12 protein-coding genes are annotated in these 14213 nt (G+C 54.0%); 6 read left to right on the forward strand and 6 right to left on the reverse strand.

Annotated elements, in window-relative coordinates:
• Window positions 1–72 precede the first annotated feature (72 nt).
• Together RAL88_RS08970 and RAL88_RS08975 are read left to right on the forward strand one after the other, a co-directional pair.
• The gene (locus tag RAL88_RS08970; RefSeq protein ID WP_306268868.1) at window positions 73–1413 is read left to right on the forward strand and encodes an aspartate aminotransferase family protein; all 1341 of its coding nucleotides are present in this window, start codon (window positions 73–75) and stop codon (window positions 1411–1413) included.
• The gene (locus RAL88_RS08975) at window positions 1410–2300 is read left to right on the forward strand and encodes a 3-keto-5-aminohexanoate cleavage protein (protein ID WP_306268869.1); all 891 of its coding nucleotides are present in this window, start codon (window positions 1410–1412) and stop codon (window positions 2298–2300) included. The genes RAL88_RS08970 and RAL88_RS08975 overlap by 4 nt, the downstream gene beginning before the upstream one ends.
• Here RAL88_RS08975 and RAL88_RS08980 read toward each other — a convergent pair.
• Entirely contained in the window at window positions 2297–3088 is a 792-nt protein-coding gene (locus RAL88_RS08980) for an IclR family transcriptional regulator (RefSeq protein ID WP_306268871.1), read from the reverse strand. The two genes, RAL88_RS08975 and RAL88_RS08980, sit on opposite strands and share 4 nt — an antisense overlap.
• 420 nt (window positions 3089–3508) lie before the next feature.
• On the opposite strand from RAL88_RS08980, the gene RAL88_RS08985 reads away from it, so the two are divergent.
• Both RAL88_RS08985 and RAL88_RS08990 read left to right on the forward strand, forming a co-directional pair.
• Window positions 3509–6064 (forward strand): GAF domain-containing protein, encoded by a 2556-nt coding sequence (locus RAL88_RS08985; protein ID WP_306268873.1) that lies wholly within the window; start codon window positions 3509–3511, stop codon window positions 6062–6064.
• Between the two features lie 11 nt (window positions 6065–6075).
• A complete protein-coding gene (locus RAL88_RS08990; RefSeq protein WP_306268874.1) occupies window positions 6076–6465 on the forward strand; it encodes a response regulator in 390 nt (129 codons plus the stop codon).
• A gap of 179 nt (window positions 6466–6644) precedes the next feature.
• Here RAL88_RS08990 and RAL88_RS08995 read toward each other — a convergent pair whose 3' ends face one another.
• From RAL88_RS08995 to RAL88_RS09015, 5 genes are all read right to left on the reverse strand, one after another.
• Window positions 6645–7895, reverse strand: a complete 1251-nt coding sequence (locus tag RAL88_RS08995; RefSeq protein WP_306268876.1) for an extracellular solute-binding protein — start codon at window positions 7893–7895, stop codon at window positions 6645–6647.
• 73 nt (window positions 7896–7968) lie between these two features.
• Window positions 7969–8796 (reverse strand): carbohydrate ABC transporter permease, encoded by an 828-nt coding sequence (locus RAL88_RS09000; protein WP_306268878.1) that lies wholly within the window; start codon window positions 8794–8796, stop codon window positions 7969–7971.
• A complete protein-coding gene (locus RAL88_RS09005) occupies window positions 8793–9692 on the reverse strand; it encodes a carbohydrate ABC transporter permease (protein ID WP_306268880.1) in 900 nt (299 codons plus the stop codon). The genes RAL88_RS09000 and RAL88_RS09005 overlap by 4 nt, the downstream gene beginning before the upstream one ends.
• The gene (locus RAL88_RS09010) at window positions 9692–10783 is read right to left on the reverse strand and encodes an ABC transporter ATP-binding protein (RefSeq protein WP_306268882.1); all 1092 of its coding nucleotides are present in this window, start codon (window positions 10781–10783) and stop codon (window positions 9692–9694) included. The genes RAL88_RS09005 and RAL88_RS09010 overlap by 1 nt, the downstream gene beginning before the upstream one ends.
• Before the next feature lie 47 nt (window positions 10784–10830).
• Window positions 10831–11469, reverse strand: a complete 639-nt coding sequence (locus RAL88_RS09015; protein WP_306268884.1) for a TIGR00725 family protein — start codon at window positions 11467–11469, stop codon at window positions 10831–10833.
• Between the two features lie 59 nt (window positions 11470–11528).
• Between RAL88_RS09015 and RAL88_RS09020 the strand changes: the two genes are divergently transcribed.
• Window positions 11529–12251 (forward strand): DeoR/GlpR family DNA-binding transcription regulator, encoded by a 723-nt coding sequence (locus RAL88_RS09020; RefSeq protein WP_306268886.1) that lies wholly within the window; start codon window positions 11529–11531, stop codon window positions 12249–12251.
• Between the two features lie 648 nt (window positions 12252–12899).
• A complete protein-coding gene (locus RAL88_RS09025) occupies window positions 12900–14144 on the forward strand; it encodes a transporter substrate-binding domain-containing protein (RefSeq protein WP_306268887.1) in 1245 nt (414 codons plus the stop codon).
• Window positions 14145–14213: the final 69 nt, after the last annotated feature.

Here is a 14213-nt window from a genome sequence, read left to right on the forward strand (position 1 = left end):
CTGAATCGCTATTGCATTCCACGAATGTGTCTAATATACAAAACAGTGTTCCAGATGCAATACGGAAACCGCATGACATATGTCCTTCATCGCACGCTGAATACCGATCTTCCAACGGTTGTTGGCGGGGATGGCAACTATTTGATCGACGCCGAAGGGCGCAGATATCTCGATGCCTGTGGTGGCGCCGCAGTATCCTGCCTGGGCCATAGCAACGCAGCGGTTCGCGAAGCTGTAAAACAGCAAATAGATAAGATCGCGTTTGCACATACAAGCTTCTTTACGAACGAACCTGCTGAAGAACTGGCCGAGTTTCTCATCAAACGCGCCCCGCGAGGCATTGGCAATGGCCGGGTGATGTTCGTGGGGAGCGGATCGGAAGCAATGGAAGCAGCGCTGAAGCTGGCCCGTCAATATCACCTGGAGCGTGGCGAGGCGTCGCGCACCAAAATTATTGCGCGCAGGCCCAGCTATCATGGGAACACGCTGGGCGCTCTGGCAACGGGCGCGCACGCAAGTCGCAGCGCACCTTACCGGCCAATCCTGATCGACGTCGATCATATAGAAGCCGCTTATGACTACCGCATGCGCAAGCATGACGAGAGCGAAGAACACTTCGGCCTCAGGATGGCGAACCAGCTTGAAGACCGGATTCAGGCGCTTGGCCCTCAAAATGTAATGGCCTTTGTTGCAGAACCGGTTGTCGGTGCCTCTCTGGGCACCCAATCTGCTCCCGCAGGTTACTTCAGACGCATTCGAGAGATTTGCGATACATATGGTGTCCTTTACATTGCAGATGAAGTGATGTGCGGCATGGGCCGAACCGGGTCATTGTTCGCACTGGAGCAGGAAGGCATTCACGCTGACATCACCACCATGGCGAAGGGACTGGGTGCCGGATATCAGCCAATCGCTGCCGTAATGGCGAGCGAGCCCATAATTTCAGCAATCGAATCCGGCAGCGGCCAACTGTGGAACGGGCACACTTACATGTCTCATGCCGTTGCCACTGCCGGGGCACTTGCAGTCCAAAAATTTATCGAAAACGAAAACCTTCTGGATAATGTGCGCGCGCGCGGAGCTCAATTGGAGAATGCCTTAAACCAGACCTTTGGACAGGTTCCCAATGTTGGAAACATACGCGGCCGTGGCCTGTTCTGGTCGGTTGAACTGGTCAGTAACAAGACCACCAAAGAGCCCTTCCCGGCAGCACAAAAGCTGGCGCCTAAAATACAGAAAGCCGCGCTAGAGCTTGGCTTGATGAGCTATCCATCACAAGGATGCGCCGATGGGATCAATGGGGATCATGTTCTGTTGGCCCCTTCTTACACATCATCCGAAGCAGAGATCGAATTGATCGTTGCAACAATTGCCCGGGCGATTGAAAACGCATTGGATCAGGTTGGTTCATGACCAGCAAGACCATTCTGACATGCGCGGTCACCGGAAATTTGATGACGCCCGAACTCAACCCGCATTTGCCTGTCACGCCCACTCAGATCGCCGAACAGGCACTCGATGCGGCAAAGGCAGGTGCGTCGATTGTGCATTTGCATGTCCGTGATCCAAAGACAGCGAAAGGATCCATGGATTTGGAATTCTATCGCGAAATGGTGGGCCGGATTCGCGATAAGAATGAAGATATCATCCTCAACCTGACAACCGGGGAAGGCGGTCGTTTTGTGCCATCGCTGGATGACCCGAAGGTGGCAGCGCCGGGATCAACGCTCTGCGCCCCGGAAAAGCGCGTGGCTCATATTGAGGAATTGCGTCCAGAGATTTGTACATTGGATTTCAACACAATGTGGTCGGGTCAGGCGAGTGTCATCAATGCGCCTTGGAACCTGGAAAAAATGGCCGGACTTATTTATGGCGCGAACGTAAAACCAGAAATAGAAATCTTTGACAGCGGCGATCTGCATATGGCCAAGGATTTCCTTGCGCGTGGCATTATCAAAAAGCCCTTGATGGTTCAAATTGTCCTGGGAGTGCGTTTTGGAGCCGTCGCAAACTCACAGACCATGGTCTATCTCGTAAGCCAGTTGCCAACTGGAACACAGTGGGCAGCTTTTGGTATCGGCAAAACGGCATTTCCGATGCTTGCCCAGGCCTTCTTGCTCGGTGGCCATGTTCGGATCGGCATGGAAGATACAGCCTATATCCGCAAAGGCGAGCACTGCACGTCAAATGCGCAACTGGTCGAAAAGGGCATCTCCATCATAGACAGCCTCGGGGGAGCAATCGCCACTCCGAATGAAGCCCGTTCTATTCTTGGTATACCTGCAAGCCGAGTGGCCTAGGCTGGCCCCCCATATCCCAATTCGCGAGAGATTTGCAGCGCGACCGCCCTTGTCTCCGGAATATAGAAACTGTCAATTTTATCAAAATCAAAGCCGCTGTCAGGCCCCGAAATATTGACGCAGGCCACAACCTGCCCCGAGCTATCACGAACCTGAACAGCAACGCTCGATCCGCCAGGCTCTTGAAAACCCTGTGAAAATACGTATCCCTGATCACGCGCGGATTGTACGCGCTGGCGCAATTCCTCGTAGCTGGTTGGCGTTTGCTCCGTAAATCTGACCATATCAGTGGTGTCACAAAGCGCCTGCAATTCTTCATCAGTAGAGGAGCCCAGAAGGCACCACCCCACGGCTGTAGCATAGGCGTGTGTGCGCGTGCCGGTCACCATGTTGGATACATATCCTGTTCTCGCCTGATGACTGCCCAGGTAGAGAACGTCGTAGCCCTCCAGAACGCTCAAATGCGCGCTAACGCCTGTCTTGTCCCGCAACTCGGACAGATAAGAGCGGGCGATGCTCGTGATTGGCTGTTGATTGAGATAGGCAAAGCCAAGGTTGAGAACCCGCGCACCAAGTGTGTAGGTATTATTTTGATCACCGCCTTTGAGAAAGCCCATCTGGTTTAACGTATAGATGAGGCGGAACGTCGATGACCGGCTGAGGCTCATGGCCCGCCCGATATCACTGATCGACATGGGCTTGTCGGCAGCCCCCAATATCTCAAGCACTCGCAGCCCGCGATGAAGGCCTGGCACGAAGTACACTTTGTGATTGGAAGACTCAGCCATATGTCGCTTGATTGCCTGTCATGCCTGCAACTCCGAGCGTTTTATCTGCAAAACGGACGAATTACAATGGAGGTCCTCAGATCACGTAAGATCTTGGGCGCAATGAAGTTTTGCCCACCAAAGAAGTTACCTGCTTCCGAAAATTTCAAACTAACTTCGAACGTAAAGCGCCAAAGACCTTGCCCGAGTGGATACCGGTATCGTGTCTTGCGAAACTGGGTCCGGCGCGCAGCAAAGAGGACAAGGCGATGCATGTTCTGAGTGTCGTAAGTCACTCAGAACATCTCCCGGAGTTTTCCGGTGCTTTGCTCGGTCTAAAACTCCTCGGAAAAAGCAAATTATGTTCGGGCAAACCTCTCGACATGCCCCACGATAACTGGGTAAATCGCTGGCAGAATGTTGACGATGAAGGATTAGATTATGGACCGGAACGAGAACGCCAGCGACTATCTTGCGGCTCCTGTCATGCTCAATGCAAAGGAGGGCATCAAGTCACTCCATCATAAGTTGCTCGAGCTGACGCTTCAGGAAAAGCCTCTCGATATGATCCTCGATGAACTCGTTCGTGCGCTTCAGGAATTTACAGGCGAAGATCTCGCCTGTTCGATCCTCATTCTAGATGATCAGGGAAAGCATCTCTTTCACGGAGCGGCAGTCGGGCTGCCGAAGAATTACACCCAGGCCGTGGACGGGGTCGCGATTGGCCCAAGTGCCGGATCATGCGGAACAGCCGCGTTTCGCAAAGAGGCAGTCTATGTTCAGGACATTGCACAAGACCCTGTCTGGGCGGATTTCAAGCATTTGGCGCTTCCGCTCGGAATGAAGGCTTGCTGGTCTAACCCCATCATCGATTCGAATGGCGACGTGCTTGGCACCTTCGCGATTTACAGCCCCAGAACAGGGCTTCCTGGCGCGCAGGAAAAGAGCTTTCTTGAATTGGTATCGCGGACCACGGCCCTGATCCTGGAACGCTATGGCGCGCAGGAGATGTTGTCGGATCAAAAGCGCCTTTTGGAAACCCTGAACCGGATCGGCACAGGCGTCGCTGCTGAACTTGATCTGAACGTTATTGTTCAGATGGTAACTGACGCCGGAGTGGAACTGACCGGCGCGCAATTCGGAGCGTTTTTTTACAACGTCACCGATGAAAGTGACGAAAGTTACATGCTCTATGCGCTCTCAGGCGTAGAGCGTGCAGCCTTCGCGGACTTTCCGATGCCCCGGAATACACAGATCTTCGCGCCTACGTTTGAGGGGAAAGGCATTGTCCGCTCTGATGACATCACCCAGGACCCACGCTATGGGAAGAACCGACCCAGCAACGGCATGCCTGAAGGACATTTGCCTGTGCACAGCTACCTTGCCGTGCCGGTCATTTCGCGCTCGGGAGAGGTCATCGGGGGGCTGTTTTTCGGTCACGAGGAGGTCGGGCGGTTTTCCGAGCATCATGAAATGCTGATGCACGGTATCGCCGGTCAGGCCGCAATTTCCATCGACAATGCCCGACTTTATCAGGCAGCAAATCGCGAGATCGAGGTGCGTCGCCGCACCGAAAGCCAGCTCATCAAGACGCAACGCGATCTGGCGACTGCGCGGGAACGTATCGAACTGGCCCTCGAGGCGGGTGCGATCATCGGAACCTGGATTTGGCATATCCCTTCGGACACCATCACTGCAGACGAGCGATTCGCGCGGGCCTTTGGTCTCGACCCTGAACGGTGTCATGCAGGACTGTCCCTTGCCGACGCGACCCCGTCCATTCACCCGAACGACCTGCATCGGGTGAATGAGACGATCGAGAAGGCACTCCAGACGGCCGGCCATTTTCGTGCCGAGTATCGCGTTCGCCATGCCGACGGCAATTATCGCTGGGTCGAGGCGAACGGCCGCTGCGAACACGACGCGAACGGGCAGGCGCTGCGCTTTCCGGGCATCCTCATAGACATCGAGCAACGCCGTCGGATCGAGACTGATCTTGAACGTCGTGAGGCAGATCTAGCGCTTTTGCTAGATGCAACAGCAGATGGCTTTTACGCCGTCGATACCGAGGGCAAGACCACGCGTTGCAATTCCTCATTTTTGCGTATGTTGGGCTTCGAAACAGAGGATGATGTCGTGGGCAAGCAACTCCACGCGATTATCCACCATTCCCATGCTGACGGCACCCATTACCCGCACGACGAATGTCCAATCTACCACGTCGCCAAGACTGGAGAGATGGCCCATGTCGATGACGAGGTGTTTTTCCGGACCGATGGCACGTCCTTCCATGTGGAATACTGGGTACGTCCCGTCATCTGGCAGGGAGAGCTGCAAGGGGCGGTCTGCAACATCATTGACATCAGCGAGCGCAAGCGGGCCGAGGAGGTCAGGCAGCTGTTGCTGCGTGAACTCAATCACCGGGTCAAGAACCTGTTCGCTGTCACCTCCGGCATGATCCAGATGACAGCGCGGCACAGCAAAGACGTTAACGAGATGGCCAAGGCTCTCGGTGGCCGCCTAATGTCGTTGGCGCGCGCACACGAACTCGTCACTTCTTCTATCGAATCTCAACAGAAATCAACGGCCCCAACTCAGCTTTGCCTGCTCATCGAAGCCGTAATGGAACCGCATACTGGTATGCATCAGGATGCGCTGCGTCTTGCTGGCCCTGACGTCGACGTAGGCCCCACCGCAACCACCAGCCTTGCGCTGATATTGCATGAGCTTGCCACCAATGCGGCCAAGTATGGTGCACTGTCCACGTCGAACGGAACAGTGGCAATCTCCTGGTCGTTGGATGAGACAGGACTGTCTGTGACCTGGAAGGAATCCGGTGGCCCTCCCGTTGCCGGCCCTCCGGAACGTGATGGCTTTGGAAGCCAGCTTGCTCGGCTCAGCGCAAGGGGCCAGTTGGGAGGCGGGATTGACTATGTCTGGCACCCCGAGGGCTTGGAAATTCTGCTGACAGTGGCGCCTGACAGGCTTGGAGACTAAGGGACACGAAGATGGAGGAATTGGCAGTACCGACAGATATTCTTAAAGGCGCCAAAGTTCTGATCGTCGAGGATGAACCCTTCATTGCGCTCGACATCTCATACAGCGTCGAGCAGGCTGGAGGCGTACCGCTCGGTCCGGCGACGACTGTTGCCGAAGCTCTTAAAATTCTCAAAACAGAATGGCCCGATGGGGCGATCGTTGATGTGGATCTTCCAGACGGTACAATCGAACCGGTTTTAAACGCTCTGTGCCCCGCAGTGCCAGTCGTCGTACACACCGGCGTTGGACTTCCCGATATAATGCGCCAGGCTCATCCAAATCTTGAGGTCTTCAACAAGCCGACATCGCCGGACTTTCTGGTGCTCCGTCTTGGGCTGACTGACCGATCTCGTGGCTAAAGTTTCTCAGAACTTCGACTTACAAAGCCCCACCAGTTTGGGCAGTATTTGGGCGCGAAATATTGTGCAGGGAGCCAATTGGCAGCTTCTCATTGCGATGAGACTTGAATTCAGATTGTCACCGCCCAACGAAACCGATCTGGATTTGTTGGGCGGTGACTGATTATGGAAGCGTCCGCCTACTTGAAACCAAGCTGCATGGACACTGTCTCGGCTAGTTCGCCCATCGTTTTTGAGACGTCCGCACCTTCCGTAATTTCCACGAGTGCTGCGGCAATGAGGTCAGTAACTGCTACGCCTTCAGCTCCGGGAAATGCGTACCAGGGTCCGGCATAATTGGCCACTTGCGAATGGGCAACGCGGGCGTTTTCATTGCCAGCGTAGTAGCTGCCAAGGTAGTCTTTGTCCTCGATGACAATCGAGTTGGCCGGCGCGTATCCGGTGTTCTCGACAATTGTTTTCTGGCCCGAAGGTCCGGTAACGAATGAGATATAGCGCCAGGCAGCTTTTTGTTTCTCCGGGTCTTCGGTCAGCATGACAATACCCGATCCACCTGTCGGAAAGTAGACCTTGCTGTGGTCTTCAGCAGCGATTGGAAGTGGCTTTACTGTGACTTCAAATCCGTCGCCAGCTCCCGCTTCAAATCTTGTTTGAAGCGATGAGCTTTCAAACATGATTCCAAGTGTACCGGCCGGGAAGGCCTGACGTGCGGCTGAATCGGCATATGATTTCATGCCGCCTTCAGCTGCAAATCTCTGATAGAGCGTTGCTGCGGAGATACCTTCGGGGCTGTCGAAGGTGATTTTAGTCTCCTCAGTATTCATCGGGCGTCCCCCGTAGGAGCCAAGCAGGGACTGAAACCGCCAGTCATGGCGGTCGATCCAGACACCGTCAATGTTGTCACCCAACTCGTTGATCTTCGCACCGAGCGCGATCACTCCATCAAATGTCGTTGGAAAATCGCCCATTGAGCCACCAGCCTGTTCAACGAGTTTCGGGTTCACATACATGACCAACGTTGATGCTGATGTCGCCAGGGCAAATTGTGTGTCCTCATAACGGCCTAACGAAAGGAGGGCGGGCGTAAACCCCAGCGCAGCGGGATCTTCGCCCAGAAACGCGTCCAGGGGCTGCAGGAGGTCACGGTCTTCCAGAATCCGCCAGCGGTTCAGACCGACGTAAGCGACATCCGGGCTGTTTCCAGCTATTGATTCACGTAACAAGCGCTGTACGCCTTCAGGATAACCTTCAGCAGCTCCGTCAATTACGATTTTTACATCCGGGTTTTCGGCCATGAATGCTTCAGCCAGAGCGGCTTGTGTTTCCGCCCAGATGGTTGGGATAGCGTAGTGGACGCGGATCTCTGTTTCTTGCGCCGAAGCTACACTGGCAATTGTCGCCATAAAGGCGGCTGCGAATATTGTTTTCATGATTGTCACTCCTCATTTTCAGGTTACTTGTTTTAGTTATTGTTCGCACTCTGTCCTGTTTCGTCTCATCTCCTCACCCTTTGACACCACCAGCTGCGAGACCCTGCACGAATTTGCGTTGTGCCATGAGAAATCCGATGACCAGCGGCGCGATGACAATGATTGCTGCGGCCATGAGCGGACCAACATCGTCGCCGCTTTCCTGATCACGAAAATAAACGATGCCTTTTGGCGGAGTTGCGATATCTGGATCGACCGTTGCGATCAGCGGCCAGAAGAGGTCATTCCAGTGTGTCGTGACCGAGAAAATGGCAAAAGCTGTCGCTGCGGGAAGCGCCATCGGAAAGACAATCCGCCAGACAATTGCGGTTTCGCTCAAGCCATCGACACGGGCTGCATCAAACAATTCTGCCGGCATCTGAGAGATGAACTGCCGGAACAGGAATATCCCAAAAGCAGTGGCGATGAATGGCAGGATGAGCGCTGTATAGCTGTCGAGAATGCCGAATTCAGCAAAAGCAAGGAAAACTGGAATTGCCGTCACAGGAAACGGGATAAGAAGAGCTGCCAGGACCAGTCCGAAAATCAGGTTGCGAGCCCAGAACGTACGTTGTGCGAGGGCATAAGCACATGGCAGCGCGAACAGGATTTGAAAGAACAGGATGCCAGCCACGACAATCGTGCCGTTCCACAGATAGAGCAGAATGTCCGTTTCCGTCAGTGCCACCCAGTAGTTCGAGAACTCCAGCCGTGTCGGCAAAAATTGCACCTGTGAGGTGAATATCTCGTCGCGAGGCTTGAGCGAAAGAGAAACCATCCAGGCAAAGGGCAACAGGACGAATGCACCACCCACCATCAAAAGCGATGTTGAGACAATACGAGAGATTGTACGATTTTTCATCGGTAATGCACCTTCCGCTCGACCACCAGTATTTGAGCAAGGGTGAGGATCAGGATGAAAGCGAAAAACACAATGGTGATAGCGCTCGCATAGCCGGCTTTAAAGTAGATGAAACCTTCGCGGTATAACGCGTAAATCAGGGTGTCAGACGCAAAGGCCGGACCGCCTTTCGTCAACGTCGCCACCGTTTCGAAGACCCGAAAGGCGTTTGTCGCCGTGACCACAAGAACGAATAATGTCGTGGGTCCAAGCATCGGCCAGGTCACAGTCCAGAAACGCGACCAGATGCCGTCAGCCCCATCAACCTCGGCTGCTTCATAAAGCTCTGAGGGTATGGCGGTGAGCCCGGCCAAAAAAAGCACCATATTGTATCCGACACTTTGCCATATGCCGATCACAGAAAGCGTATACAGAACAAGCCCACGGTCACTCAGCCAGTTCTGCGGCGTTAAACCTATGGCCGACAGCATCTGATTTACCAATCCGAGCGACGGGTGCAGAAGCATCTGCCACGCGACTGCCATGGCCACGAGCGTGGCCGCGACCGGAAGGAAGTAAACTGCGCGCAGGAAGCGAGACATATTTGGCGCCCAATCCAGCATGCGATGCAACCCGATAGCGACGCACAGTGCCAGGAAGACCGAGAATGGGATGACGATTGCGACGTAGGTCAGGGTGTTTGTGATCGCCCGCCTGCCGATCGATGATGTGAACAGAACTATGTAATTGTCCAATCCGATCCAGTTGAGCGACTTTGCACCGAACTGATAATCTGAGAATGACAGAACCGCGACAATGGCAACCGGAACGAATATGAACAGAACCAGTGCAAGCGTCGCCGGACCTGTGAGCCAGATATTTGTGATGGTCTCTCGATGGTCTCTTTGGATGCCCATCAGATCGCTCCCCGGGAACGGAGCCCGGTATCTGGATCAAAAATATGGGCTGCCGTTGTTTCAAACCCGAGCCGGATTTCGGAATTCGGTGCGGGCAAATTGTAGTTTCCAGGCGCAATCGAACGGATGATTTCGCCTTTGGAATTGCGTGCGGTCAGGATGATTTCCGAGCCGAGATATTCAGCTGACTCTAGATGCACCTGGATCTGACCGTCGACCGTTGGAACAAGGTGTTCAGGACGCAATCCGATTGTTTTCCCGGCCGTACCTGGAAGCACTCCATCGCCAAGCGAATTGGCAGGAAGGAAATTGATCTGATGGGCGCCGACAAACGCCGCAACGGCGCATGAGGCAGGACGTTCATAGAGATCTCGTGGCGAGCCGACTTGTGCAATTGCGCCATCCATCATGACAATCACCTGATCAGACATGGCCATAGCTTCAGCCTGATCATGAGTGACATAGATGAATGCGCGGCCGGTGCGTTTGTGCAGATTAACCAGCTCAGCGCGTGTCTGAACGCGTAGCCGGGCATCAAGATTTGACAGTGGTTCATCCAGTAGAAATAGAACCGGATCACGCACCAGGGCCCGTGCCAACGCAACTCTTTGCCGTTGTCCACCTGAAATTTGTGCAGGTTTGCGATTCAGCAACGCACTGATCTCAAGCGACTCGGCGACCTGCTCGACTTTGCGTCTGATATCGCTGCGAGCCCCTGCTGCACCCGGATAGAACCGACCGACCCCAGGCAATCGTCCGAGAGCCGTCAGATGGCGCATCGTCAGCGGCAATGCAACATTCTGGGCGACTGTCAAATGTGGATAGAGCGCATAGGACTGGAACACCATTGCGATATTCCGCTCGTGGGCCGTCATTTCAGTGACGACGCGTCCGTCCAGCATGACTTCGCCCTCAGAAGGTCGATCAAGACCCGCCATAATCCTGAGCGTGGTTGATTTTCCGCAACCGGATGCACCCAGAAGCGAGGTGAAACTTCCAGCAGCGATAGAAAGCGATATGTCATCCAGCACAATTTGCGTGCCGAATTTTTTTGTAACATTTTTTAGATCAAGGACGTGTGGTGTACTCAAGACCTGCTCCAAATTTGTACATTATCTACCATCGATAAAACAAAATATCAATTATCTGACAAAACCAGAGAACCCATGAAATGTTCTGCAAGCCGCACCATCGCCTCGTGCGCGCTTTGCGCAACCACAAGGCCTTCGATCTCATGAGCACCGTCCAGACCAATTACAAGTTTCGAAAAGTGCAGCCCATAGGCAATCTCCGATAGTGTGCCATACGAGCCGCCAACTGCAATCAAAACGGCGCATGATTTGGCAATAATCATGTTGCGAGCTTCGCTTAATCCTGTTGCGATGGGGAGTGCAATAAAGTCGTTTGCGCTGTGCCATTCATGATCAGGCAACAGACCGACCGTCAGACCCCCGGAATGCATACAACCCTTTGATGCAGCTTCCATAACGCCGCCCCGCCCTCCGCAGATCATGGTCAATCCCAGTCGTCCGACCGCAGCACCAATAGCCTCCGCAGTGGCCAACTGACTTTCGCTCGCATCGCGCGGGCCAATAACGCCAACAGGAATACGGCGCATATTGCCACTTGCTGCGACCAATGCCAGTGCCTGCTCAGCAGATGCCGGCACTGCGTCTTCAGGTGTTTCAGTTTGGCGCCACGTCCACATCCAGGGATCAAGACGCCCCTTGCTGCTGAAAACGTTTCCGTCTGAGATATGAAGAGATAGCCGATCCATGTTGCATTGCCTCACTAAATGTAAGATACTTTACATATGTTAAAGCGAAAGGCAATATGATGATGGACACTCTGGGGCCTTCGTCCTTGAACGGCAGACAAGAACGCATCCTTGAACAGACGGCCAGCCAAGGCTTTGTCACCATTGAAAATCTGGCTAAGGAGTTCGACGTTTCAGCTCAGACCGTGCGACGCGACATCATAATGCTATCCGAGGCAGGTCTATTGCAGCGCTTTCACGGAGGTGCTGGGATCATCGGGTCGGATGAAGCGCTGCGCCTTGATTACGACAGAAAGACTGAGATTTCTCGGGATGACAAGTCTCGCGTAGCCCGGGCGGCGGCTCTTCTCGTTGGAGATCACGCCACTGTGTTTCTTGATGTCGGCACGACTGTGGAGGCGCTGGCGCAAGAACTGAACAACAGGCCAGGATTTCGCGTGTTCACCAACAGTACGCGCGCTGCGCTGCATTTTGACCCGCATCGGCACGAAATTATGGTGCTGGGAGGTCGTCTGGCCGGACGTGACGGATCGCTGGTCGGCGAAGAGATCGTGTTGACTCTGTCAAACCTCAAAATCGATGTAGCGTTTCTTGGATGCTCAGCAATTGATGATGCGGGTCGCGTCATGGATTATGACTTGTCAAAAATCGCAGTGAAAAAGGTCGCTATTGCGTCAGCCAGCGAAAAATTTCTCCTGGCGAGCCCCTCGAAATTTGGACGTTCAGCGCTCGCTGCATTTGCGAACGTCACTGATTTTGACAAAGTGGTGGACGGAACCTGACGTCAGTCTAATCTATGACGTGCGACGTCGATCCCACAGGTCCGTTTTTAGACACATGCGAAACTATGGCGATAAACCGACTGGGAATTTTGCAGCGCTTCAAACCCCCATTGGGCTATTTACCCATGGGGCAGTTTGCATTCTTGATGATGCGCAAATTGCTGCCCGTTAGCGGTGGATGTTGAAGGAACCTTTCAAGGCGCTACTCGGTCGTTATGGCGATCGCAAGTTTTTCAGCAGGCTGTGAAATTCGGGTGGCATATCGTGGCCGAGCGCTTCTGCCAAAGCGGCCGCGCTTGCGCCTAGTTGCTCTGCCGCCGCTGCCAGATCAGGTGCGCCTCTGCCTGCCCCGCCGGGACCACCTTCATTGCCTCGGCGAGATTCCTCCAACCACTCCGCTTCCACCGCCAACATTAAAAGAAGTCACCCGACGGGCGCGATCCCTTGCGAAAAATGTGCTTAATATACTAACATATTAGGTAAAAAATTTTCTTGATTTTTTCCTATTCTTAATGCAACGGTGAATGAACGAGTTCAAATGCGAGCTCAAACATATGGGCAAAATGGCCCCTTAAACGACCACCGGAATCTGGTCGTTTAAGGGGCCATTTTTTTGTGCTTCTGTTCGAGTTAACAAGGGAGAAAGAAATGAAAAGACGTGATTTTTTAGGAAGAGTTGGAGCCTTGGGCGTCATTGGAGCGTCCGGTGCCTTATCCGCGCCCGCGCTGCTGTTAGGCACCAGACCGGCACTCGCTTTGGGTACAGATATTCCTGTGGGACTGCTGTTTTCGCTCACCGGCGCTGTGGCTGTGGTGGAACATACGCTGCATGACGCCGCATTGATGGCAATGGAAGAAATCAACAAACAGGGCGGAATTCATGGTCGCCAGCTGCGGCCGATTATTGAGGACCCGGCATCTGATCCGGCCACCTACGCGGACCGCGCACGTCGTCTTATGATCCGCGACAAATGCATAAGTGTCTTTGGCTCTTACACCTCTGCCAGCCGGCAAGCAGTTCTGCCGGTCGTCGAGCAGCGCAACAATCTTTACTGGTATCCCACTCTTTATGAGGGGCGTGAATGTTCGCGCAATGTCATGTATGGCGGCGCGGTGCCAAACCAACAGCAGGACAATGTGATCGGCTGGGCGATCGAGAACTTCGGTCCGCGCTTTTATCTGATCGGCAACAACTACGTCTATCCGAAAGAAGAGAACAACTATTGCAAGAAGCTGCTCTCCGAGCTTGGAGGCGAAGTCGTGCATGAAGAATATGTGCCATTGGGCCATTCCGACTTCAGTTCGGTCATCAATCGTATCCGTACGGAGAAGCCGGATGTCATTTTCGCGACCGTTGTCGGCGACTCCGACGTTGCCTTTGCGCGTCAGTACCATGCTGCCGAACTGGATGCGGAAGCGATGCCGGTCATCAGCCTGACGCGTTCGGAAGTCGAGGTGAAAGCGATTGGCGGTGAAGCCGCTGCAGGGCACTACTCATCTGCACCCTATTTCATGGGCCATTCCACGCCAGAGAATGAGCGTTTCGTAGAGGCATACAAGAGCCGCTATGGCGCCGATGAGGTCACGCACTTCGTCAGTGAAGCAGCCTATTTCCAAGTCTATCAGTTTAAGGCAGCACTTGAGAAACTGGATCCGGACAATGTCACGACTGAGGCCATCCGAGCTGCAGCTGTTGGCACTGAATTGGCCGCACCCCAGGGCAAAGTGCTTATCGATGAAAACCTTCACACCCATCTGTGGCCAAAAGTGGCGCAATGGCAGTCGGACGGTCAAGCCAAGGTGATCCTGGACTCCGCAGAGCGGGTGGCTCCCAAGCCCTATGCTGCCTACCCGGGACAAACCTGCACGGGCGAAGGTTTAGTCAAGGGTTGAATGGTTGCTCCCGGCGCGACGCGCCGGGAGCTCTATAAACTGAGGGGGACATGCAGTTCGCGTCGACGG

The organism is Pararhizobium sp. IMCC3301 (genome assembly GCF_030758315.1).
Lineage (GTDB): Bacteria > Pseudomonadota > Alphaproteobacteria > Rhizobiales.

What these genes read in the sequence shown, in the direction of transcription:
- RAL88_RS08970 (WP_306268868.1), top strand. Translation starts at nt 73, where the DNA reads ATGACATATGTCCTTCATCGCACGCTGAATACCGATCTTCCAACGGTT.
- RAL88_RS08975 (WP_306268869.1), top strand. Translation starts at nt 1,410, where the DNA reads ATGACCAGCAAGACCATTCTGACATGCGCGGTCACCGGAAATTTGATG.
- RAL88_RS08980 (WP_306268871.1), bottom strand. Translation starts at nt 3,088, where the DNA reads ATGGCTGAGTCTTCCAATCACAAAGTGTACTTCGTGCCAGGCCTTCAT.
- RAL88_RS08985 (WP_306268873.1), top strand. Translation starts at nt 3,509, where the DNA reads ATGGACCGGAACGAGAACGCCAGCGACTATCTTGCGGCTCCTGTCATG.
- RAL88_RS08990 (WP_306268874.1), top strand. Translation starts at nt 6,076, where the DNA reads ATGGAGGAATTGGCAGTACCGACAGATATTCTTAAAGGCGCCAAAGTT.
- RAL88_RS08995 (WP_306268876.1), bottom strand. Translation starts at nt 7,895, where the DNA reads ATGAAAACAATATTCGCAGCCGCCTTTATGGCGACAATTGCCAGTGTA.
- RAL88_RS09000 (WP_306268878.1), bottom strand. Translation starts at nt 8,796, where the DNA reads ATGAAAAATCGTACAATCTCTCGTATTGTCTCAACATCGCTTTTGATG.
- RAL88_RS09005 (WP_306268880.1), bottom strand. Translation starts at nt 9,692, where the DNA reads ATGGGCATCCAAAGAGACCATCGAGAGACCATCACAAATATCTGGCTC.
- RAL88_RS09015 (WP_306268884.1), bottom strand. Translation starts at nt 11,469, where the DNA reads ATGGATCGGCTATCTCTTCATATCTCAGACGGAAACGTTTTCAGCAGC.
- RAL88_RS09020 (WP_306268886.1), top strand. Translation starts at nt 11,529, where the DNA reads ATGATGGACACTCTGGGGCCTTCGTCCTTGAACGGCAGACAAGAACGC.
- RAL88_RS09025 (WP_306268887.1), top strand. Translation starts at nt 12,900, where the DNA reads ATGAAAAGACGTGATTTTTTAGGAAGAGTTGGAGCCTTGGGCGTCATT.